The organism is Polynucleobacter sp. IMCC 29146 (genome assembly GCF_021395195.1).
In the GTDB taxonomy this organism is placed as follows: Bacteria; Pseudomonadota; Gammaproteobacteria; order Burkholderiales; family Burkholderiaceae; genus Polynucleobacter.
Genome location: NZ_JAJVCR010000001.1, coordinates 285456 through 306688 on the forward strand (window position 1 = coordinate 285456; position 21233 = coordinate 306688).

The following is a 21233-nucleotide window of genomic DNA, read 5'->3' on the forward strand; positions in this document are numbered from 1 at the left end:
TAACCTCTTAATTGCGGAAAGGAAATTTAAACGCTGCCAAGAGTGCTTTCGCTTCCTCATCAGTTTTGGCAGTAGTAGTAATGCTTACATTGAGACCACGCAGGGAATCAATTTTGTCGTACTCAATTTCGGGGAAAATAATTTGTTCTTTCACACCGATGTTGTAATTACCGCGACCGTCAAAAGCCTTACCTGAGATACCGCGGAAGTCGCGAACTCGGGGTAATGCGACGGTGACGAAGCGATCTAAAAACTCATACATCTTTGCGCCACGCAAAGTTACCATGGCGCCAATGGGATAACCTTGACGAATTTTAAAACCGGCAATGGCTTTGCGTGCCTTGGTAACAACTGGTTTTTGACCGGCAACTTTAGTTAGGTCGCTAACGGCATTTTCAATAATTTTCTTATCGTTTACTGCTTCACCTAAACCCATGTTAAGCGTAATTTTGGTCACACGTGGCACTTGCATTACCGACTTATAGCCAAACTTCGCCATTAAGTCAGTAACCACTTTATTTTTGTAATGCTCTTGAAAACGGGTGCTCATAATATCTCCAAATTCCTTAAGCGCTTAAGCTTGTGCCAGTGGTTTTCAAATAGCGGACCTTTTTGCCATCAGCCAGCTTAATACCCACGCGTGATGCTTTGCCGTTGCTATCAAGCAATGCAACATTGGAGATGTGGATAGGCATGACTTTGTCAATCATTCCACCCGTAACGCCTGCGGCAGGATTTGGTTTGGTCGCCTTTTTGTAGATGTTGACACCTTCTACCACAAGCTTTTCTGCCAGCACGGTTGTCACTGTGCCGGTTTTACCTTTATCTCGACCCGTTAATACCACCACCGAATCACCTTTACGAATTTTTTTCATATCAGCCTCTTAAATCTCTGCTTTAAATAACTTCTGGAGCAAGCGAAACAATTTTCATAAACTTCTCGGTGCGTAATTCGCGCGTTACTGGTCCGAAAATACGGGTGCCGATTGGCTCTAATTTAGCGTTCAATAGCACCGCTGCATTTTCATCAAACTTAATGAGGGATCCGTCTGGGCGCCGCACGCCTTTGGCTGTACGTACGACCACAGCATTATAAATATCGCCTTTTTTAACGCGGCCACGTGGTGCAGCAGACTTCACGCTGACTTTAATGACATCGCCAATATTGGCATAGCGTCGTTTAGACCCACCCAATACTTTGATGCATAACACTTCACTGGCGCCTGTATTGTCGGCAACCTGCAATCTACTTTCGGTCTGAATCATTTTTAATCCCCAACTTATTGGCCAAAGGCAAACAGTCTTGGTTCCGTCTAAGGGCTCTGGCAGAACAGCCAAAACCCGGAATTAATGAAAATACACTCTCGTTTACTGCATTGTTTACTGCGAAAAGCCCATGATTCTATAACGAATTATGGGGTCTGGCAAGCAAATTCCCCTTAAAACCCTGGAATATTCCTTAAATACCTCTTGAAGCCTCAACCAACCGTGTAACTACCCATGATTTCGTACGTGAAATGGGGCGGGACTCGGCAATTTCAACGGTGTCGCCCATTTTGTACTGACCAGCTTCATCATGCGCGTGGTATTTCTTAGAATGGCCAACATATTTGCCATACAAGGCGTGCTTAACTTGACGCTCAACCAACACTGTCACGGTTTTTTGCATTTTGTCGCTTACCACTCGTCCAATTAAAGTGCGGCGTAAGGGTGTAGAAGTTTCTGTCATATGCCCACCTTATTTCTGTACAGTTTTTTGGGTAATAAAGGTTTTTACGCGTGCGATGTCGCGCTTGACCTTACCCAATTGACTGGTATTTTGAAGTTGTTGAGTGCCTTTTTGCATGCGCAGCTTGAAGCTGGCTTTGAGCAATTCTGAAAGTTCGCTATTTAAAGCACCCAGATCTTTTGTTTGTAAGTCTTTATTTGTCATATTCATCTACCTAATTAGCCCAGATGGCGAATTACGAAGGTGGTTTGGAGTGGCAATTTAGCTGCAGCCAGCTTAAAAGCTTCGCGCGCCAATGCCTCATCAACACCATCCATCTCGTATAAAACCTTACCTGGCTGAATTTCTGCCACGTAATACTCAGGATTACCTTTGCCGTTACCCATACGTACTTCAGCAGGTTTTTGTGAAATAGGCTTATCGGGGAAAATACGAATCCAAATTCGACCGCCACGCTTAATGTGGCGCGTCATGGCTCGTCTTGCTGATTCAATTTGGCGGGCAGTTAAACGCCCGCGACCCACAGCCTTTAAGCCAAAATCGCCAAATGATACAGAGCTACCACGAGTAGCAACGCCTGTATTACGGCCTTTTTGCTCTTTACGAAATTTGCGACGCTTAGGTTGTAACATACTTAATCTCCTGACTTCTTCGTATCAGCAGCAGGGGTTGCGTTTTCTGCAGCACCCACTTCAACTGCTTTACGTACCCGCTTCACAAGGGGCTTAGTTGTTACTTTTGGTTTGTCATCTGCTGCTACTGCCGCCTTATCGCCAGCTGGACCACGACGTGCAGTTTTGGCAGGAGCGCGACGGGATTTTTTATCATCAACACTAGGCTCAATGGCTGGCGCACTGGCTACGGGTGGCGCTTCAGCACCACGGCCCAAGGTATCGCCCTTATAAACCCAAACTTTTACGCCAATGATGCCGTAAGTAGTTTCTGCTTCCGAGGTCGCGTAATCAATGTCGGCCTTCAAGGTATGCAATGGCACGCGGCCCTCACGGTACCATTCGCGGCGCGCAATTTCTGCACCATTTAAACGACCTGAAGACATAATTTTGATGCCTTGAGCACCCAAACGCATTGCGCTTTGCATGGCACGCTTCATTGCCCTACGGAACATGATGCGTTTTTCAAGTTGTTGTGTGATCGAATCTGCAATTAACTGCGCATCCACTTCTGGCTTACGAATTTCTTCAATATTGACATGCACAGGAACGCCCATACGCTTTTGTAATTCGCGGCGAAGCACTTCAATATCTTCGCCCTTCTTGCCAATAACAACACCTGGGCGTGAACTATAAATTGTGATCCGCGCATTTTTTGCAGGGCGCTCAATAATGACTTTACTAACGGATGCATTCTTTAATTTCTTTTTGAGATAAAGACGAACATCAACGTCTTCTTTCAGCATCTTGGCAAAATCGGTATTGTTAGCATACCAACGTGAAGTCCAATTCTTGGTTACCGAGAGTCGGAATCCAGTGGGATTTATTTTTTGGCCCATAACTTTCCTTAATTACTCAGGGTCACACAAATGTGACAAGTTTGTTTTTCAATTTGATTACCACGGCCCTTAGCGCGCGCAGTAAAACGTTTTAATGACGTTGCTTTATCGACAATGATGGTGGCTACTTTGAGCTCATCAATATCGGCACCTTTATTGTGCTCAGCATTTGCGATCGCCGATTCAACTACTTTTTTAACAATAAAAGCTGCCTTCTTTGGGCTGAAATTTAAAATATGCATTGCGCGAGCAATTGGCAAACCACGAATTTGATCGGCGACCAAACGCGTTTTTTGTGCCGAAATACGGGCGCTTTTATGAGTTGCTTTCACTTCCATCATCATCCCCTTACTTCTTCACAACTTTCTTATCGGCCGAGTGACCTTTGAAAGTACGGGTCAAGGCAAACTCACCTAGCTTATGACCCACCATGTTTTCTGATACGTAGACTGGCACATGCTGACGTCCGTTATGCACAGCTAACGTCAAGCCAATGAAGTCTGGCAATATTGTGGAACGGCGCGACCAAGTTTTGATCGGCTTTTTATCTTTATTGGCCTGTGCAACTTCAACTTTTTTTACCAAGCTGGCATCACAAAATGGGCCTTTTTTCGCGGAACGTGTCATGTATTTTTCCTTAATCGCTTAGTCATTAACGCTTCTGACGACGCTGAACAATCATGGTCGTCGTGCGCTTATTGCGACGCGTACGATAACCTTTGGTTGGCGTTCCCCATGGCGATACAGGTACACGACCTTCGCCAGTTTTGCCTTCACCACCACCATGCGGGTGATCAACTGGGTTCATTGCAACGCCACGTACAGTGGGACGAATTCCCCGCCAACGATTTGCGCCTGCCTTACCAATTTGGCGCAAGCTGTGTTCTTCATTGCCCACTTCACCAATTGTGGCGCGGCACTCAATTAACACCCGACGAACTTCGCCTGAGCGTAAACGGACTTGAGCGTAAACGCCTTCGCGCGCTAACAATACTGCCGAAGCACCCGCAGAGCGAGCAATTTGTGCGCCCTTGCCTGGCAACATTTCAACGCAATGGATCGTGCTACCAATCGGAATATTACGAATCGGTAAATTGTTGCCCGCCTTAATTGCAGCCTCAGAGCCATTCATAATTTGTTGGCCAACAGTCATGCCTTTAGTGGCAATGATGTAACGCCTTTCGCCATCAGCGAATAACAATAAAGCAATGTTGGCGCTGCGATTGGGATCGTATTCCAAGCGCTCTACTTTTGCTGGCACGCCATCTTTATCATTCCGCTTGAAATCTACTACCCGATAATGGTGTTTATGACCGCCACCCTTATGACGAGTAGTGATGTGGCCATTATTATTACGGCCTGCTTTTTGAAACTGTGGTTCAACTAACGCTGCAAAAGGCTTGCCTTTATGCAGATCGGGATTGACCACCTTGACCATTGAACGACGACCTGGCGAAGTCGGTTTTGTTTTCATCAGTGGCATGGTTAACTTGCCTCCGCTTCAAAGTTAATTTCTTGACCAGGCTTCAAATTGACATAGGCTTTTTTGGTGTGGTCACGACGTCCTTCAAAACGGCCATAGCGCTTCGGCTTGCCTTTTTGATTGACAATTTGTACCGAGTCAACTTGCACCTTAAAGAGTAATTCAACCGCTTGCTTGACATCTAACTTATTGGCTTCGCGAGCAACTTGGAAAACCACTTGTTCATTTTTATCAGCCACCATGGTTGCTTTTTCCGAAATAACTGGACCTAGCAATACCTTCATTAGTTTGTGATCATTTTTGCGCACTAGATTCATTTCAGCAACTCCTCGATTTTTGCAATCGCTGCTTTGCTAACCAATACTTTTTGGAACTGCACCAATGCCAATGGGTCTGCATGCTGTGGCTCCATGACTGCAATTTTGTACAGATTACGTGAAGCCAAGTACAAATTTTCACTAACTTGGTCAACAATGATAAGCACTGAGTCAAGACCCATGGCTTTGACTTTATCGGCTAATTGCTTCGTTTTTGGGGCGTCTAATTTAAATTCATCGATGATATTTAGGCGACCTTCGCGAGCCAACTGCGACAGAATCGATTTCATGCCAGCGCGATACATTTTTTTATTTACTTTGTGGCTGTAATTTACTTCTGGTGAATTCGGGAATATCCGACCGCCTCCACGCCACAGTGGTGATGAAGTCATACCAGCACGGGCCCGACCTGTGCCTTTTTGGCGCCACGGTTTTTTCGTGCTGTGCTTTACTTGTTCACGGTCTTTTTGAGCGCTATTACCGCTGCGCGCATTGGCTTGATAAGCAACCACCACTTGATGAATAAGTGCCTCGTTATACTCGCGCTCAAAAATCTCTGGTGATGCTTGAATACCAGCTGCTAATGTGCCGTTATCTTGGAGAAGCTTAATTTCCATTTGGGGCTCTCCTTATTTTTTCTTCAGCGGTGTTTTAACCGCTGGAGTAACAATGACTTTGCCGCCAGGCGCTCCTGGAACTGCGCCCTTAACCATAATGAGGCTACGTTCTGCATCGATACGGGCTATGACTAAATTTTGTGCAGTACGAGTTTCATCACCAAGGTGACCGGTCATACGCTTGCCAGGAAAAACTCGACCTGGATCTTGAGCCATACCAATCGAACCGGGGACATTATGTGAACGCGAATTACCGTGACTAGCGCGCCCCGACTTAAAGTGGTGACGCTTAATCGTGCCAGCGTAACCTTTACCAATAGTCACGCCTTGTACGTCAACTTTTTGACCAGCAGTAAACGTATCGACGCCGACAACTTGACCGGGCGCGAATTCGCTAACTTTTGCTGAGTCTAGGGTGAATTCATTAAGACCGTTACCTGCCAAAACGCCTGCTTTAGCAAAGTGCCCAGCCATAGATTTAGTAACGCGACTTGCTCTACGGGTACCGTGAGCTAACTGAACAGCATCATAGCCATCAGTAGCCAGGGTTTTCACCTGTGCAACTCGGTTATCGCTAACGTCGATTACCGTGACGGGAATTGCTTCACCTTCATCCGTAAAAAGACGGGTCATGCCGACCTTACGGCCGATCAAGCCTAAGCTCATTTTCAAACTCCACGCCGACTTCGATTGGCCGGCAATAATTTAATAACTAATTTATAAGTAAAATATTACTTATAAATCAATGACTTAAAACAATATTTCAACAAAAATGCATGAAAACTAGGGGTTTTGATGCTGCTATAAACCCGGAAAAGCCTATGATTCTATCCCAGATTCAGGCGCTTAGCAAGAAACCTGGGCTATATAACCTTACTGCAGCTTAATTTCTACATCTACACCCGCTGGCAAATCAAGCTTCATTAACGCATCAACGGTTTTTTCAGTTGGGTCAACGATATCCATTAAACGTAAATGGGTACGGATTTCCATCTGATCGCGCGAGGTTTTATTCACGTGCGGTGAACGCAGCAAGTCAAACCGCTCAATGCGGGTTGGCAATGGCACAGGACCCTTAACAACTGCCCCCGTACGCTTTGCGGTATCAACAATCTCAGCTGCAGATTGATCAATTAAGCGGTAATCAAATGCTTTAAGACGAATACGAATTTTTTGGTTTTGCATAATTTTTCCAAAGAGCAATGCGGTGCTGCCGCGGTTATCTATCTAAAGAGCGCACCTGACTTTGCAGCACAAGGCCAGGTGAATTGCAAACCGAAAACTAAAAAACTAAATCAAACCCTAAGCCAAAATCTTTGCAACTACACCAGCACCAACTGTACGGCCACCTTCACGAATCGCAAAACGTAAGCCTTCTTCCATGGCGATGGGAGCAATCAGTTTTACGGTAATCGTGACGTTATCGCCTGGCATCACCATCTCTTTATCTTTTGGCAACTCAATCGATCCGGTTACGTCAGTAGTACGGAAGTAAAACTGGGGGCGATAGTTGTTAAAGAAGGGCGTATGACGACCACCTTCATCTTTTGACAGCACATAGACTTCAGCGGTGAAGTGGGTATGCGGTGTAATTGAACCGGGCTTCGCTAAGACTTGGCCGCGCTCGACTTCTTCACGCTTAGTGCCGCGCAATAAAATACCGACGTTATCGCCTGCTTGACCTTGATCGAGTAATTTGCGGAACATCTCAACCCCAGTACAGGTGGTTTTGATGGTGGGCTTAATACCGATGATTTCAATTTCTTCACCAACTTTAACAATGCCACGCTCGATACGGCCAGTAACGACTGTACCGCGACCGGAGATCGAGAAGACATCTTCTACTGGCATCAAGAACGCGCCGTCAACTGCACGCTCGGGGGTGGGAATATAAGTATCTAAGGCTTCGGCTAAGGCCATGATGGCGCCTTCACCGAGTTCGCCCTTGTCGCCTTCTAAGGCAAGCTTAGCCGAACCTTTAACGATGGGGGTGTCATCACCAGGGAAGTCGTATTTGGATAAGAGCTCACGCACTTCCATTTCGACTAACTCGAGTAGTTCAGCGTCATCGACCATATCGCACTTATTTAAAAAGACGATGATGTAAGGCACGCCAACTTGGCGGGCGAGCAAAATATGTTCGCGGGTTTGGGGCATTGGGCCATCGGCAGCAGAGACCACTAAGATGGCGCCGTCCATTTGTGCAGCACCAGTAATCATGTTCTTAATGTAGTCGGCGTGACCTGGGCAATCGACGTGCGCGTAGTGACGATTCTTGGTCTCATACTCAACGTGGGCAGTATTAATGGTAATACCGCGAGCCTTCTCTTCTGGCGCAGCGTCAATTTGATCGTACGCTTTTGCTTCACCACCAAACACTTTAGAGAGCACGGTGGTAATTGCCGCAGTCAGGGTTGTTTTGCCATGGTCAACGTGGCCAATCGTACCGACGTTAACGTGCGGTTTAGTCCGTTCAAATTTTTCTTTTGCCATTTTTTATCTGCCTTCTGTTTAACTAAGTTCAGTCTTCAAAAATTAAGGTTACGTAAAATTACTTTACCGATTTACTTTGATTTGGCTGCCATCACTGCTTCGGCAACATTCTTGGGTGCTTCTGAGTAATGCTTAAATTCCATGGTGTATGTAGCACGACCTTGCGTTAGCGAACGTAAGCTAGTTGAATAGCCAAACATTTCTGCTAAAGGCACTTCAGCGCGCACAATTTTGCCGCCACCAGGAATATCATCCATGCCCTGCAAAATACCGCGGCGTGAAGATAGATCGCCCATTACGTTGCCCATAAAATCTTCCGGGGTTTCAACTTCGACCGCCATCATTGGCTCTAGTAATACGGGTGATGCGCGGCGCATGCCTTCTTTAAAGGCAATGGAGCCTGCCATCTTAAATGCGTTTTCATTCGAGTCGACATCGTGATACGAACCATAGAAGAGGGTAGCCTTGATATCAACTACCGGATATCCAGCTAGCACACCAGCATTTAAGGTTTCAACAATACCCTTTTCAACTGCAGGAATATATTCGCGCGGTACTACACCGCCTTTAATTGCATCGACGAATTCAAAACCCTTACCTGGTGCTTGTGGCTCTAGCTTTAATACGACGTGGCCATATTGACCACGGCCGCCAGACTGCTTAACAAACTTGCCTTCGATTTCATCACAATTTTTTCGAATGGTTTCGCGATAAGCAACTTGCGGCTTGCCTACAGTTGCCTCAACGCCAAACTCGCGCTTCATGCGATCGACCAAAATTTCTAAGTGCAACTCACCCATACCAGAAATAATGGTTTGACCAGACTCTTCATCGGTTTTTACCCGAAACGATGGATCTTCCTGCGCTAAGCGATTTAAAGCTAAGCCCATTTTTTCTTGGTCAACTTTGGTTTTAGGCTCGACAGCTTGAGAAATAACCGGCTCTGGGAAAACCATCCGCTCGAGAATCACAATACTATCGGGATCGCATAGCGTTTCGCCAGTAGTTGCATCTTTTAGGCCTACTGCTGCAGCAATATCGCCAGCGAAAACTTCTTTAATTTCTTCGCGTTGATTTGCGTGCATTTGTAAGAGGCGACCCACACGCTCTTTTTTACCCTTGATCGGGTTGTAAATGGTGTCACCTGATTTCATTACGCCAGAATAGACACGGAAAAAGATGAGCTGACCGACGAAGGGGTCGGTCATGATCTTAAATGCTAAGGCGGAAAATTTTTCGCTATCCGCAGCTGCTCTGGTCGTTGGGGTACCGTCTTCTTTTTCACAATCGACTGGCGGTACATCTAATGGTGAGGGTAGAAAATCGATAACCGCGTCTAACATGGCCTGTACGCCTTTGTTTTTAAACGCAGTGCCGCAAAGCATTGGCACAATTTCACCGGCAATAGTACGCTGGCGTAGAGCGGCTTTAATTTCTTCTTCCGTTAAGGCTTCGCCGCTGAGGTATTTATCCATCAGCACTTCAGAGCTTTCGGCAGCAGCTTCGAGCATTTTTTCACGCCACTCTTCAGCAGAAGCTTGTAGTTCTGCAGGGATATCAGCATAGGTAAATTTAGTACCTTGCGATTCTTCATCCCAATAAATCGCCTTCATCTTCACTAAATCGACCACACCTTGAAACTTTTCTTCAGCGCCAATAGGTATTTGAATTAAGAGAGGATTGGCTTTAAGGCGGGCCTTCATTTGATCGTAGACCTTGAAGAAATTCGCACCGGTACGATCCATTTTATTCACAAACGCTAAACGGGGTACGCCATACTTATTGGCCTGACGCCACACTGTTTCAGACTGTGGCTGTACTCCGCCTACTGCACAATAAACCATACATGCGCCATCCAGCACGCGCATTGAACGCTCTACTTCAATCGTGAAATCGACGTGGCCAGGGGTATCAATAATGTTAATACGATGCTCTGGATAATTTCCCCCCATGCCTTTCCAGAAGGTGGTGGTAGCCGCAGACGTAATCGTAATTCCGCGCTCCTGCTCTTGTTCCATCCAGTCCATGGTGGCAGCGCCATCGTGAACTTCACCAATTTTGTGATTCACGCCGGTATAGAACAGCACGCGCTCAGTCGTGGTAGTTTTACCTGCATCGATGTGAGCTGAGATGCCGATATTGCGATATCGCTCAATAGGTGTTTTACGTGCCACTGTTGCCTCTTCTTGACTGAATTCTTAGAAACGGAAATGGGAGAAGGCCTTATTAGCCTCAGCCATACGGTGTACTTCTTCGCGCTTTTTCATTGCCCCGCCGCGACCTTCAGCAGCTTCGAGTAATTCATTAGCAAGGCGCTGTGCCATCGATTTTTCGCCACGCTTTTTAGCGGCCTCACGCAACCAGCGCATTGCCAAAGCAGAGCGGCGGGATGGACGAACTTCTACTGGAACCTGGTAGTTTGCGCCGCCAACACGGCGACTCTTAACTTCAACCATGGGCTTTACATTACCCATCGCGGTTGAAAAAATCTCTAGTGGCTCTTTATTGGCTTTTTTCTCAATGTGATCAAAAGCGCCATAAACGATACGCTCGGCTACCGATTTTTTGCCGTCCAACATTAGGACGTTCATGAATTTAGCTACTTCTACATTCCCGAATTTTGGATCAGGAAGAATTTCCCTTTTGGGGACTTCGCGACGACGCGGCATAACAACTCCTATCAGTTCAGTTAGGGGAGACTAATATCAGACTCCCGCTTCGGTTACTCAACTATTTTTAGCTTTAAATTCCTAGGACTAAAAACGAAGTAACCACTTACTTGACTTTTCAGTCAGATACTACAAATACCTACTACAACAGCAAAACTTAAGCAGACTTCTTAGCGCGTTTCGCGCCATATTTTGAGCGCGACTGTTTGCGATCTTTTACGCCCTGCAAGTCAAGCGAACCACGCACAATGTGATAACGCACGCCAGGCAAATCTTTTACACGGCCGCCGCGGATCAGCACAACCGAGTGCTCTTGCAAGTTATGGCCTTCGCCACCAATGTACGAAATAACTTCAAAACCATTGGTTAATCGTACTTTTGCTACTTTGCGTAAAGCAGAATTAGGCTTCTTTGGGGTAGTGGTGTAAACACGTGTACAAACACCCCTGCGCTGCGGACTATTCTGCAGGGCTGGACTTTTGCTCTTAACGGTAAGCCTACTTCTAGGCTTACGCAATAACTGGTTAATTGTCGGCATAAATGGCTCGGTTAGTACTTCTTAATGCTTTTTTATAAGAAAATCAGTAACTTAGGCAACTAATCTCAGATTGCCAAATAAAGCTGATTTCCTACTAATTCAGTAGAACTCAGCATTCTAGCTTGGCCAGCCTTTCCCGTCAACCTGCAACGAGAAAAACTGGCCAGAATGGCAACAAAATGGTGAACTGAGCTTAGCTTTGCTCTGCCTCTCCTTCGGGGGCTGCAACAAGCACTTCGCCCTCAACCGCGAGCTCGGGTGCATTTGCTAAGGCCTCTTCCTCGGCAGCGATCATCTGTGCGCGATCACGCTCAAATTGCTCACGAACCTTACGCGCACGGCGATAAGACAAGCCGGTGCCCGCTGGAATAAGGCGCCCAATAATGACGTTTTCCTTGAGACCACGCAAGGTGTCGACTTTGCCCATAATTGCGGCCTCGGTCAAAACACGTGTGGTTTCTTGGAAAGAAGCTGCCGAAATAAAGCTATCGGTTGATAAAGAGGCTTTAGTAATACCTAAGAGCACATTTTCAAACTGAGCAGGGTGCTTACCTTCAGCAATCACCCGATCATTGGCGTCATACAACTTCGAGCGCTCAACTTGCTCGCCCATAATAAAGCCGGTATCGCCTGGATCGGAGATCTGCACACGGCGCAACATCTGCCGCACGATGACTTCAATGTGTTTGTCGTTTATCTTCACGCCTTGCAAGCGATAAACGTCTTGAACCTCATCAACAATGTAAATGGCTAGCTCTTCTGCGCCTCTGAGTGTCAAGATATCGTGTGGGTCGGCCGGGCCTTCGACAATCATCTCGCCCTTATTTACTACTTGGCCGTCATGCACTAACACTTGTTTCTCTTTGGCAATTAAGAACTCGTTGGCCTCGCCATCCATATCGGTAATAACTAAACGCTGCTTACCTTTCGTTTCTTTACCGAACGATACTGTGCCCGTTACTTTTGCCAATACTGCGGCATCTTTTGGCGAACGCGCTTCAAATAATTCGGCAACGCGCGGCAAGCCCCCTGTAATATCGCGAGTCTTTTGTGACTCTATGGGAATACGTGCCAAGACTTCGCCAACTTCAACCTTCTGGCCATCTTTAACGGTAATTAAAGCGCCCACTTGCAGACCAATGGTGACCGGATGGTCGGTGCCCGTAATCATGACTTCAGCACCTTGATCGTCGATCAAATTAATCACCGGCCGAACCCCTTTGCTAGCTGCACTTCTCCGCTTGCCGTCAATAACGACTAGGGTTGAAAGACCCGTCACCTCATCGACCTGCTTGGCAACCGTCACTCCCTCTTCCACATTATCAAAGCGCGCAATACCAGCGTACTCTGAAATAATAGGACGAGTTAAGGGATCCCAAGTGGCCAAACTAGCGCCTGCTTTAACTGCAGCGCCTTCTTTTAAAACTAATGTTGCGCCATAAGGTACTTTATGCCGTTCGCGTTCGCGGCCATTATCATCAACGATGAGTGCTTCGCCTGAACGAGAAATCGCCAATTGCTCACCTTTGGCATTTTTAACCATGCGCATCGATGAGGAAAACTTCAAAGTACCGCTTGATTTTGCTTCAACATTACTTGCCACTAGTGCCCGTGATGCAGCACCGCCGATGTGGAATGTACGCATCGTTAACTGTGTGCCAGGCTCGCCAATTGACTGAGCAGCAATCACGCCCACTGCCTCACCAACGTTAACCAGACCACCACGTCCAAGATCACGGCCATAGCACTTCGCACATAAACCATAACGAGTTAAGCAAGATAAGACGGTGCGTACTTTCACTTCATCGATACCCAGTGCCACAATTTGATCGACATGATCTTCATCAAGCAAGGTATCGTGTGGAATGATGACTTCCTGCGTCTCGGGATTGAGAATATCTTCGATACAGACCCGACCCAAAATGCGGTCGCGTAAGGCCTCAATAATTTCTCCGCCCTCAACTAGCGCCTTCATGGTCACGCCACTGGTAGCACCACAATCATCTTCAATGACCACTAGATCTTGGGTCACGTCGCATAGACGGCGTGTTAAATAACCCGAGTTTGCGGTCTTCAACGCTGTATCGGCTAAGCCTTTACGTGCACCGTGGGTAGAAATGAAATACTGCAAAACATTCAAACCTTCACGGAAATTAGCCGTAATTGGCGTCTCGATGATTGAGCCATCAGGCTTTGCCATCAATCCACGCATACCAGCCAACTGACGTATTTGCGCAGCTGAACCACGCGCACCTGAATCGGCCATCATGTAAATGGAATTAAATGATTCTTGACGGGCTTTATTGCCGTTGCGATCTAAAACCTCAACGTGCGATAACTCATCCATCATGGCTTTACCAACCTGATCGCCAGCCGCGCCCCAAATATCAACCACGTTGTTATAACGCTCTTGATTGGTTACTAAGCCCGACATAAATTGCTTGTCGTACTCTTTCACCTTATTGGAAGCATCAGTAATGATGCGCTCTTTAGCATGCGGAATTAGCATGTCATCAATTGCAATTGAGATACCTGCTTTAGTGGCTAAACGGAAACCCGCTTGCAAGAGTCGATCAGCAAAAATCACCGTCTCGCGCAGGCCACACTTCCGAAATGAAGTATTAATAAGCCGCGAAATTTCTTTCTTCTTAAGTGGCTTGTTAATCTCTTCAAAGGACATGCCTTTAGGCAAAATTTCAGACAAAATGGCACGGCCTACTGAGGTTTGATAAATCGTTTTTTTCTCGGCAAAACGGGCGTCGCCCTCGGCCTTCTTATCAACAATATCAAACTCGGTAATTCGCACGGCAACACGGGAAGCTAACTCAACTACACCAGCTTCATAAGCCCGCACAACTTCAGTGATATTGGCAAAAACCATACCTTCACCTTTGCCGTTAATCTTGTCGCGAGTAGCGTAGTACAAGCCCAATACAACGTCTTGTGACGGCACAATGGATGGCTCGCCATTAGCAGGGAACAAGACATTGTTCGAGGCCAACATTAAAGTGCGTGCTTCCATTTGCGCTTCGAGCGACAAAGGCACGTGCACCGCCATTTGGTCGCCGTCAAAGTCGGCATTAAATGCTGCGCAAACTAAGGGATGCAACTGAATCGCTTTGCCTTCAATCAACATTGGCTCGAAAGCCTGAATACCAAGACGGTGCAATGTAGGCGCACGATTGAGCATGATTGGATGTTCACGAATGACTTCTTCGAGAATGTCCCATACGATTGGCGTTTGACTCTCAACTTCTTTCTTTGCAGCTTTAATGGTAGTTGCAATTCCTAAAGTCTCAAGCTTGTTGAAAATAAATGGCTTAAATAATTCTAAGGCCATTAATTTTGGCAAACCGCACTGATGCAATTTCAAGGTTGGGCCAACCACAATGACTGAACGGCCAGAATAGTCAACGCGCTTGCCTAACAAGTTTTGCCGGAAACGACCACTCTTACCTTTAATCATTTCAGCCAAAGACTTGAGAGGGCGCTTATTGGCGCCAGTCATGGCCTTACCGCGACGACCGTTATCAAGTAATGAATCAACGGCTTCTTGTAACATGCGTTTTTCATTACGCACAATGATTTCAGGTGCGCGTAACTCTAGTAAACGCTTTAAGCGATTATTACGATTAATAACACGGCGATAAAGATCATTCAAATCAGAGGTAGCAAACCGACCGCCATCCAAGGGCACCAAGGGGCGCAACTCGGGGGGTAACACTGGCAGCACTTCCATGATCATCCAGTCAGGCTTGATTCCTGAGCTCTGGAATGCCTCTAATACTTTCAAGCGTTTTGCATACTTCTTAATCTTGGCATCGCTACCGGTTGCCTTTAAATCGGCACGGATAGTTTCAACCTCACGATTGATATCAATTGAACGAAGCAAATCACGAATGCCTTCAGCTCCCATAATGGCTGTAAATGCGCCATCACCGAATTCTTCAAGCTTCGCGTTGTACTCTTCTTCAGACATAATTTGGCCGCGCTTCATCGCTCCCTCGGGAGTTAAGCCAGCATCAACCACCACATATGCTTCAAAGTACAGCACCCGCTCGATATCACGCAAAGTCATATCGAGCACCATGCCCAAGCGGGATGGCAATGATTTTAAGAACCAAATATGCGCAACGGGTGCTGCTAACTCAATATGACCCATGCGCTCACGGCGCACTTTCGCCAAAGTAACTTCAACGCCACATTTTTCGCAAATAACCCCACGAAATTTCAAGCGCTTGTATTTACCGCATAAACATTCATAGTCTTTAGTTGGACCAAAAATCTTGGCACAGAATAAGCCGTCGCGCTCTGGTTTAAAAGTGCGATAGTTAATCGTTTCTGGTTTGCGTACTTCACCAAATGACCACGAACGAATTTTTTCGGGAGAAGCGAGGCCAATTTTAATGACATCAAACTGCTCTTCGCCCTGTGTTTGCTTAAATAGATCGAGCAATGCTTTCATATCAGTTACGCTCCATGTCAATGTCAATACCCAACGAACGGATTTCTTTTACCAGCACATTGAATGATTCGGGCATGCCCGCATCAATCGTATGCTCGCCTTTGACGATGTTTTCATACACTTTGGTTCGGCCTGTAACGTCATCCGACTTCACGGTAAGCATTTCTTGTAATACATACGCTGCACCGTAAGCCTCTAAGGCCCACACTTCCATTTCACCAAAGCGCTGACCACCAAACTGGGCTTTACCACCCAATGGCTGCTGGGTTACCAGCGAGTACGGTCCAGTTGAGCGGGCGTGCATCTTGTCATCGACCAAATGGTGGAGTTTTAAGACATGCATTACGCCAACTGTGACAGGACGCTCAAATTGATCACCAGTACGACCGTCACGCAAAATCATTTGTTGCCGTGAGGGTGTCATTTGGAGTGCAGTAGCAACCTCTTCTGGATAAGCTAAATCGAGCATCTTGCCAATTTCTACTTCGGTAGCCCCGTCAAACACGGGCGTCGCGAATGGCAAACCTTGACGCAAATTTTCAGCCAGCATATTGACTTGTTCATCCGTAAAGCTGTCGATATCCTCAACGCGCCCAGTTTCGTTATACAACTGCTTCAAGAACTTGCGCATTTCGGCCTGCTTCACATGATCTTTAATCATGCTGTCAATTCGCTTACCAATACCTTGGGCAGCCCAACCTAAGTGGGTCTCTAAGATTTGACCCACATTCATCCGCGAGGGAACGCCTAAGGGATTCAGTACGATATCGACGGGACGGCCATCAGCCATAAAAGGCATATCTTCGGCAGGTGCAATTTTAGAAACCACACCTTTGTTGCCGTGACGTCCAGCCATTTTGTCGCCAGGCTGTAAGCGGCGCTTCACCGCTAAATAGACTTTCACCATTTTGGTTACGCCTGGCTGCAAGTCATCGCCTTGAGTCAGCTTGGTCTTCTTCACTTCAAACGCATCATCAAATTGCTTACGCTTGGCTTCAATGGAAGATTTAATCGCCTCTACTTGCATAGCGACATCATCATCCGCTGGGCGAATATCGAACCAATGGTATTTATCTAAGTCAGTCAAATACTCTTGGGTTATTTTGCTACCCTTGGCCAATTTTTTCGGACCGCCATTAGCGACCTTATTCATGAGCAATTTCTCTAGACGGCTAAATGCATCGCCCTCTACGATACGCAATTGATCATTTAAGTCGAGCCGATAACGCTGTAGCTCTTCTTGAATAATGGCTTGTGCGCGGGCATCACGATCAATACCTTCACGCGTAAAGACTTGTACGTCGATAACAGTACCAATCATGCCGGAGGGCACACGCAAAGACGTATCCTTCACATCAGATGCTTTTTCTCCAAAGATAGCCCGTAAGAGCTTTTCTTCAGGAGTCAGCGTGGTTTCGCCTTTCGGGGTTACCTTGCCTACCAAGACATCGCCTGCTTCAACTTCAGCGCCAATGTAAACAATACCGCTCTCGTCCAAGCGAGAAAGTTGTGACTCCGCTAAATTAGAAATATCACGGGTGATTTCTTCCGAGCCTAATTTAGTATCGCGGGCCACGACCGATAATTCCTCAATATGAATTGAGGTATAGCGATCTTCAGCAACAACCCGTTCAGAAATTAAGATCGAATCTTCGAAGTTATAGCCATTCCACGGCATAAATGCCACGGTCATGTTTTGCCCTAATGCCAACTCACCTAAATCGGTTGAAGCGCCATCAGCAACTACGTCGCCGCGCGCAACCTGATCGCCAACCTGCACGATGGGGCGCTGATTAATATTCGTATTTTGATTCGAGCGTGTGTATTTAGTGAGGTTATAAATATCTACACCAACCTCGCCAGCTGCGGTTTCATCATCATTAACCCGAATCACAATTCGATTGGCATCAACATAATCAACTAAACCGCCACGCATCGCCAACACGACAGTGCCCGAGTCAACTGCCACAATACGCTCTAAACCAGTTCCTACTAGTGGCTTATCAGGACGTAAACAAGGCACTGCTTGACGTTGCATGTTCGCACCCATCAGGGCGCGGTTAGCGTCATCGTGCTCAAGGAAGGGCACTAATGATGCAGCCGCAGAAACGATTTGACTTGGGGCGACGTCAATAAAGTCAACCCGATCTGGGCTAAGCATTAAGGTTTCACCAGCCTGACGTGCAGAAACTAATTCATCGGCTAATTTCCCGTTCTTATCGATCGTGGCATTAGCCTGAGCAATAACATACTTCGCTTCTTCGATAGCTGATAGATACATGACTTCATCAGTTACCTTGCCATTATTAACTTTACGATATGGGGTTTCTAAGAAACCGTGCTCGTTTAAGCGGGCAAATAAAGCGAGGGAGTTAATTAGTCCAATGTTTGGTCCCTCTGGCGTTTCAATTGGGCAAACTCGACCGTAGTGCGTTGGATGTACGTCACGCACCTCAAAGCCGGCACGTTCGCGCGTTAAACCGCCAGGTCCTAAAGCAGAAATACGCCGCTTATGCGTAATTTCTGACAGCGGGTTGGTTTGGTCCATAAATTGCGAGAGCTGTGATGAGCCAAAGAACTCACGAATTGCCGACGAAATTGGCTTGCTATTAATTAAATCATGCGGCATCAAGTTTTCAGTTTCAGCTTGGCCTAAACGCTCTTTAACTGCACGCTCTACTCGAGATAAACCAGCGCGGAATTGATTCTCTGCTAACTCACCTACACAACGTACACGACGATTACCGAGGTGGTCAATATCGTCCACTTCGCCTTTGCCATTCCGCAGGTCAACTAAACACTTAATGGTGTCGAGAATGTCTTCATTGGATAAAACCATTGCGCCTTCCATTTCTGGACGACCCAAGCGGCTATTTACCTTCATGCGACCGACGCGGGATAAATCGTAGGAGTCTTCGTTATAAAACAAGCGTTGGAACAAGGCCTCTACTGCATCTTCTGTAGGCGGCTCACCAGGACGCATCATGCGATAAATAGCAATACGAGCAGCAGTTTGATCGGCAGTTTCATCAGCACGCAAGGTTTGCGAAATATAAGCACCACAATCTAAATCATTGGTATAAATTGTTTCCAGTTGCTTAATGTTGGCATCACGCAATGTCGCTAATAATTCTTCGGTAATTTCATCGTTGGCATAAGCTAGGATTTCGCCCGACTCGGGATCAACAATATTTTTTGCCACTACCCGACCAACTAAATAATCATCAGGCACAACAATGCTCTTCGTTTTAGCGGCCTCAAGATCACGAATGTGTTTAGCATTAATGCGCTTGTCTTTCTGAATCACGACTTCGCCGTTTTTATCCAAAATATCAAAGTTGGCTAATTGGCCACGCAAACGCTGTGGCACAAATTCCATCGAGGCGCCATTAGGGCTTAAGGTGAAATGATCAAAATTAAAGAAATTGGCCAAAATCTGTTCGTTGCTTAAACCAATTGCCTTCAGCAAAATGGTTACGGGCATCTTGCGACGGCGGTCAACCCGGAAATACAAAATATCTTTAGGATCAAACTCGAAATCGAGCCATGAGCCACGGTAAGGAATAATGCGAGCAGAGAACAGCAATTTGCCGGAACTATGCGTTTTACCTTTGTCGTGCTCAAAGAACACGCCAGGCGAACGGTGTAACTGCGAAACAATCACACGCTCGGTACCGTTAATTACAAAAGAGCCATTTTGGGTCATGAGCGGAATCTCGCCCATATATACTTCGCTCTCTTTTACTTCCTTAACCTTAGTTGGCGCTTCGCGATCATAGATGATCAAACGCACCTTGGCGCGTAAGGCAGAGTGGTAGGTATAGCCCCGTTGTTGACATTCTTTAACGTCAAATGGGGGTTGCGATAATTGATATGAGACATACTCCATGCGTGCATATCCATTGTTTGACACAATGGGAAACGCTGAAGTAAAGGCTGCCTGTAAGCCCTCATTAATGCGAGACATGGCCGGTTTTTCGGCCTGCAAAAATTTTGCATAGGACTCAAGCTGGGTTGCAATCAGGTAAGGAACCTGGTGATTATTAACGCGTTTAGCAAAACTTTTGCGAATACGCTTACGTTCGGTGAAGCTATAGTTCATTTCATCTCCGAATTCAGCGACTGAGCAAAGATTTGGCGGTTGGCCTCTACCAACCACTGGCGGACAACACTAAACCGTATCGATTTAGTGCCCGACCAAACTTGTCTTCTGCAGTCGTATCAGAAGGCAAACCTGATTTCAATTCAACAAATGAAATCGGGTTTGACCTCTAAAAAGTCAAACCAAAATAGCCAAAGCCCTGCAATGCAGGACCATGGCTTTTTTTAAATTACTTAATTTCGGCTTTAGCGCCGGCTTCTTCAAGTTTCTTCTTGGCTTCTTCAGCAGATTTCTTGTCGACGCCTTCTTTAATTGGCTTGGGCGCACCATCGACTAAGTCTTTTGCTTCTTTAAGGCCAAGTGCAGTGATTTCACGTACTGCTTTAATCACAGCAACTTTGTTACCACCAACCTCAAGCAAGTTAACCGTAAATTCGGTTTGCTCTTCGGCAGCAGCTGCTCCACCGCCGCCGCCAGCTGGGCCAGCTACAGCCATTGCTGCTGCTGATACGCCAAACTTCTCTTCAAATGCCTTCACTAGATCGTTCAGATCCATTACCGACATTGTGCCTACTGCTTCAATAATTTCTTCTTTGGTAATTGCCATTTTTAGCTCCTAATACTTAAATAATTAATCCGGCGCTTATTCAGCAGCGGGGGGTTCAACATTGGGTTGGTCGGCTGCTTCGACAGCGGGCGCTGCTTCGGCGACAACTTCAGCAGGCGCTGCTTCTGCTACTGTTTCGCTTGCTGCAACTGGTGAAGCTGCAGGTGCAGGAGCACCAGCGGCTTTTTGCGCAGCAACTGCACCCAACACTCGGGCCATCGCTGAGACAGGGGCCAACATGACACCCAACAACTGCGAAAGCAATTCGTCACGACTTGGAATCGTTGCCAACGCTTTCACACCATTGACGTCTAACATCTTGCCGTTATACAGACCTGCTTTAATGACTAGATGCTCTTGAGTTTTAGCAAATTGCTGCAGGACCTTTGCAGATGCAATAGGGTCAACAGAAATGCCGTAAATCAAGGGTCCAACCATCGAATCGGCCAGAGGCTCAAATTGGGTTCCTTGTGCAGCACGACGCGCCAACGTATTTTTTAGAACACGCAAATAAACACCTTGGGCACGCGCGTTTGCACGCAGCGTCGTCAGCTCGCCAACGGGAATGCCCCGATATTCAGCCAACACCACCGTTTGAGCCGCCGCCAATTGTGCGCCGACATCAGCAACAATCGCTTTTTTGTCTTCTACATTCAAAGGCACGGTTTAACTCCTCCAAAACCAACTGCTACCAGTTGGGTGC

Annotated in this window: 22 protein-coding genes; all 22 read right to left on the minus strand. The window is 46.6% G+C overall.

What is annotated here, in order from left to right; all coding sequences use genetic code 11:
• Positions 1-7: 7 nt before the first annotated feature.
• Positions 8-550, minus strand: coding sequence for a 50S ribosomal protein L5 (gene rplE / locus LZT22_RS01485; RefSeq protein WP_233923285.1), 543 nt, complete (start codon positions 548-550; stop codon positions 8-10).
• A gap of 16 nt (positions 551-566) precedes the next feature.
• A complete protein-coding gene (gene rplX / locus LZT22_RS01490) occupies positions 567-875 on the minus strand; it encodes a 50S ribosomal protein L24 (RefSeq protein WP_233923286.1) in 309 nt (102 codons plus the stop codon).
• Between the two features lie 22 nt (positions 876-897).
• A complete protein-coding gene (rplN, locus tag LZT22_RS01495; protein WP_233923287.1) occupies positions 898-1266 on the minus strand; it encodes a 50S ribosomal protein L14 in 369 nt (122 codons plus the stop codon).
• Between the two features lie 193 nt (positions 1267-1459).
• Positions 1460-1729 (minus strand): 30S ribosomal protein S17, encoded by a 270-nt coding sequence (gene rpsQ, locus LZT22_RS01500; protein ID WP_233923288.1) that lies wholly within the window; start codon positions 1727-1729, stop codon positions 1460-1462.
• A gap of 9 nt (positions 1730-1738) precedes the next feature.
• Positions 1739-1933 (minus strand): 50S ribosomal protein L29, encoded by a 195-nt coding sequence (rpmC, locus tag LZT22_RS01505; RefSeq protein ID WP_233923289.1) that lies wholly within the window; start codon positions 1931-1933, stop codon positions 1739-1741.
• A 14-nt stretch (positions 1934-1947) separates the two neighbouring features.
• On the minus strand, positions 1948-2361 hold the full coding sequence (gene rplP / locus LZT22_RS01510; protein ID WP_233923290.1) for a 50S ribosomal protein L16: 414 nt from the start codon (positions 2359-2361) through the stop codon (positions 1948-1950).
• 2 nt (positions 2362-2363) lie between these two features.
• The gene (gene rpsC / locus LZT22_RS01515; RefSeq protein WP_233923291.1) at positions 2364-3239 is read right to left on the minus strand and encodes a 30S ribosomal protein S3; all 876 of its coding nucleotides are present in this window, start codon (positions 3237-3239) and stop codon (positions 2364-2366) included.
• Positions 3240-3247: 8 nt separating this feature from the next.
• A complete protein-coding gene (gene rplV / locus LZT22_RS01520; RefSeq protein WP_233923389.1) occupies positions 3248-3580 on the minus strand; it encodes a 50S ribosomal protein L22 in 333 nt (110 codons plus the stop codon).
• A 7-nt stretch (positions 3581-3587) separates the two neighbouring features.
• Positions 3588-3866, minus strand: coding sequence for a 30S ribosomal protein S19 (gene rpsS, locus LZT22_RS01525; RefSeq protein ID WP_233923292.1), 279 nt, complete (start codon positions 3864-3866; stop codon positions 3588-3590).
• Between the two features lie 25 nt (positions 3867-3891).
• Entirely contained in the window at positions 3892-4722 is an 831-nt protein-coding gene (rplB, locus tag LZT22_RS01530) for a 50S ribosomal protein L2 (protein WP_233923293.1), read from the minus strand.
• Positions 4723-4724: 2 nt separating this feature from the next.
• Positions 4725-5039, minus strand: coding sequence for a 50S ribosomal protein L23 (rplW, locus tag LZT22_RS01535; RefSeq protein ID WP_233923294.1), 315 nt, complete (start codon positions 5037-5039; stop codon positions 4725-4727).
• Complete coding sequence (gene rplD, locus LZT22_RS01540; RefSeq protein WP_233923295.1) at positions 5036-5656, minus strand: 50S ribosomal protein L4; 621 nt, start codon at positions 5654-5656, stop codon at positions 5036-5038. The genes rplW and rplD overlap by 4 nt, the downstream gene beginning before the upstream one ends.
• A gap of 12 nt (positions 5657-5668) precedes the next feature.
• Complete coding sequence (rplC, locus tag LZT22_RS01545) at positions 5669-6322, minus strand: 50S ribosomal protein L3 (RefSeq protein ID WP_233923296.1); 654 nt, start codon at positions 6320-6322, stop codon at positions 5669-5671.
• Between the two features lie 207 nt (positions 6323-6529).
• A complete protein-coding gene (gene rpsJ, locus LZT22_RS01550; RefSeq protein WP_233923297.1) occupies positions 6530-6841 on the minus strand; it encodes a 30S ribosomal protein S10 in 312 nt (103 codons plus the stop codon).
• A 117-nt stretch (positions 6842-6958) separates the two neighbouring features.
• Positions 6959-8149, minus strand: a complete 1191-nt coding sequence (tuf, locus tag LZT22_RS01555) for an elongation factor Tu (protein WP_233923298.1) — start codon at positions 8147-8149, stop codon at positions 6959-6961.
• A gap of 71 nt (positions 8150-8220) precedes the next feature.
• Positions 8221-10323, minus strand: a complete 2103-nt coding sequence (fusA, locus tag LZT22_RS01560; protein WP_233923299.1) for an elongation factor G — start codon at positions 10321-10323, stop codon at positions 8221-8223.
• Positions 10324-10347: 24 nt separating this feature from the next.
• A complete protein-coding gene (gene rpsG / locus LZT22_RS01565; RefSeq protein WP_068320103.1) occupies positions 10348-10818 on the minus strand; it encodes a 30S ribosomal protein S7 in 471 nt (156 codons plus the stop codon).
• Between the two features lie 157 nt (positions 10819-10975).
• Positions 10976-11356, minus strand: a complete 381-nt coding sequence (rpsL, locus tag LZT22_RS01570) for a 30S ribosomal protein S12 (protein ID WP_233923300.1) — start codon at positions 11354-11356, stop codon at positions 10976-10978.
• Between the two features lie 193 nt (positions 11357-11549).
• Positions 11550-15821, minus strand: coding sequence for a DNA-directed RNA polymerase subunit beta' (gene rpoC / locus LZT22_RS01575; protein WP_233923301.1), 4272 nt, complete (start codon positions 15819-15821; stop codon positions 11550-11552).
• A 1-nt stretch (position 15822) separates the two neighbouring features.
• Positions 15823-19923 carry a DNA-directed RNA polymerase subunit beta gene (rpoB, locus tag LZT22_RS01580; protein WP_233923302.1) on the minus strand — a complete coding sequence of 1367 codons (4101 nt, stop codon included), beginning with the start codon at positions 19921-19923 and terminating at the stop codon, positions 15823-15825.
• A gap of 229 nt (positions 19924-20152) precedes the next feature.
• Positions 20153-20530, minus strand: coding sequence for a 50S ribosomal protein L7/L12 (rplL, locus tag LZT22_RS01585; protein ID WP_233923303.1), 378 nt, complete (start codon positions 20528-20530; stop codon positions 20153-20155).
• A 36-nt stretch (positions 20531-20566) separates the two neighbouring features.
• A complete protein-coding gene (gene rplJ / locus LZT22_RS01590; protein WP_233923304.1) occupies positions 20567-21193 on the minus strand; it encodes a 50S ribosomal protein L10 in 627 nt (208 codons plus the stop codon).
• Between the last annotated feature and the right edge of the window lie 40 nt (positions 21194-21233).

Excerpts from the sequence above, each read along its gene's own strand:
- rpsG (WP_068320103.1), bottom strand. The coding sequence starts at position 10,818 with ATGCCGCGTCGTCGCGAAGTCCCCAAAAGGGAAATTCTTCCTGATCCA.
- rplB (WP_233923293.1), bottom strand. The coding sequence starts at position 4,722 with ATGCCACTGATGAAAACAAAACCGACTTCGCCAGGTCGTCGTTCAATG.
- rpsL (WP_233923300.1), bottom strand. The coding sequence starts at position 11,356 with ATGCCGACAATTAACCAGTTATTGCGTAAGCCTAGAAGTAGGCTTACC.
- rpoB (WP_233923302.1), bottom strand. The coding sequence starts at position 19,923 with ATGAACTATAGCTTCACCGAACGTAAGCGTATTCGCAAAAGTTTTGCT.
- tuf (WP_233923298.1), bottom strand. The coding sequence starts at position 8,149 with ATGGCAAAAGAAAAATTTGAACGGACTAAACCGCACGTTAACGTCGGT.
- rpsQ (WP_233923288.1), bottom strand. The coding sequence starts at position 1,729 with ATGACAGAAACTTCTACACCCTTACGCCGCACTTTAATTGGACGAGTG.
- rpsS (WP_233923292.1), bottom strand. The coding sequence starts at position 3,866 with ATGACACGTTCCGCGAAAAAAGGCCCATTTTGTGATGCCAGCTTGGTA.
- rplD (WP_233923295.1), bottom strand. The coding sequence starts at position 5,656 with ATGGAAATTAAGCTTCTCCAAGATAACGGCACATTAGCAGCTGGTATT.
- rpoC (WP_233923301.1), bottom strand. The coding sequence starts at position 15,821 with ATGAAAGCATTGCTCGATCTATTTAAGCAAACACAGGGCGAAGAGCAG.
- rplE (WP_233923285.1), bottom strand. The coding sequence starts at position 550 with ATGAGCACCCGTTTTCAAGAGCATTACAAAAATAAAGTGGTTACTGAC.
- rplP (WP_233923290.1), bottom strand. The coding sequence starts at position 2,361 with ATGTTACAACCTAAGCGTCGCAAATTTCGTAAAGAGCAAAAAGGCCGT.
- rpsC (WP_233923291.1), bottom strand. The coding sequence starts at position 3,239 with ATGGGCCAAAAAATAAATCCCACTGGATTCCGACTCTCGGTAACCAAG.
- rplL (WP_233923303.1), bottom strand. The coding sequence starts at position 20,530 with ATGGCAATTACCAAAGAAGAAATTATTGAAGCAGTAGGCACAATGTCG.
- rplC (WP_233923296.1), bottom strand. The coding sequence starts at position 6,322 with ATGAGCTTAGGCTTGATCGGCCGTAAGGTCGGCATGACCCGTCTTTTT.
- rpsJ (WP_233923297.1), bottom strand. The coding sequence starts at position 6,841 with ATGCAAAACCAAAAAATTCGTATTCGTCTTAAAGCATTTGATTACCGC.
- rplN (WP_233923287.1), bottom strand. The coding sequence starts at position 1,266 with ATGATTCAGACCGAAAGTAGATTGCAGGTTGCCGACAATACAGGCGCC.
- rplW (WP_233923294.1), bottom strand. The coding sequence starts at position 5,039 with ATGAATCTAGTGCGCAAAAATGATCACAAACTAATGAAGGTATTGCTA.
- rpmC (WP_233923289.1), bottom strand. The coding sequence starts at position 1,933 with ATGACAAATAAAGACTTACAAACAAAAGATCTGGGTGCTTTAAATAGC.
- rplV (WP_233923389.1), bottom strand. The coding sequence starts at position 3,580 with ATGATGGAAGTGAAAGCAACTCATAAAAGCGCCCGTATTTCGGCACAA.
- rplX (WP_233923286.1), bottom strand. The coding sequence starts at position 875 with ATGAAAAAAATTCGTAAAGGTGATTCGGTGGTGGTATTAACGGGTCGA.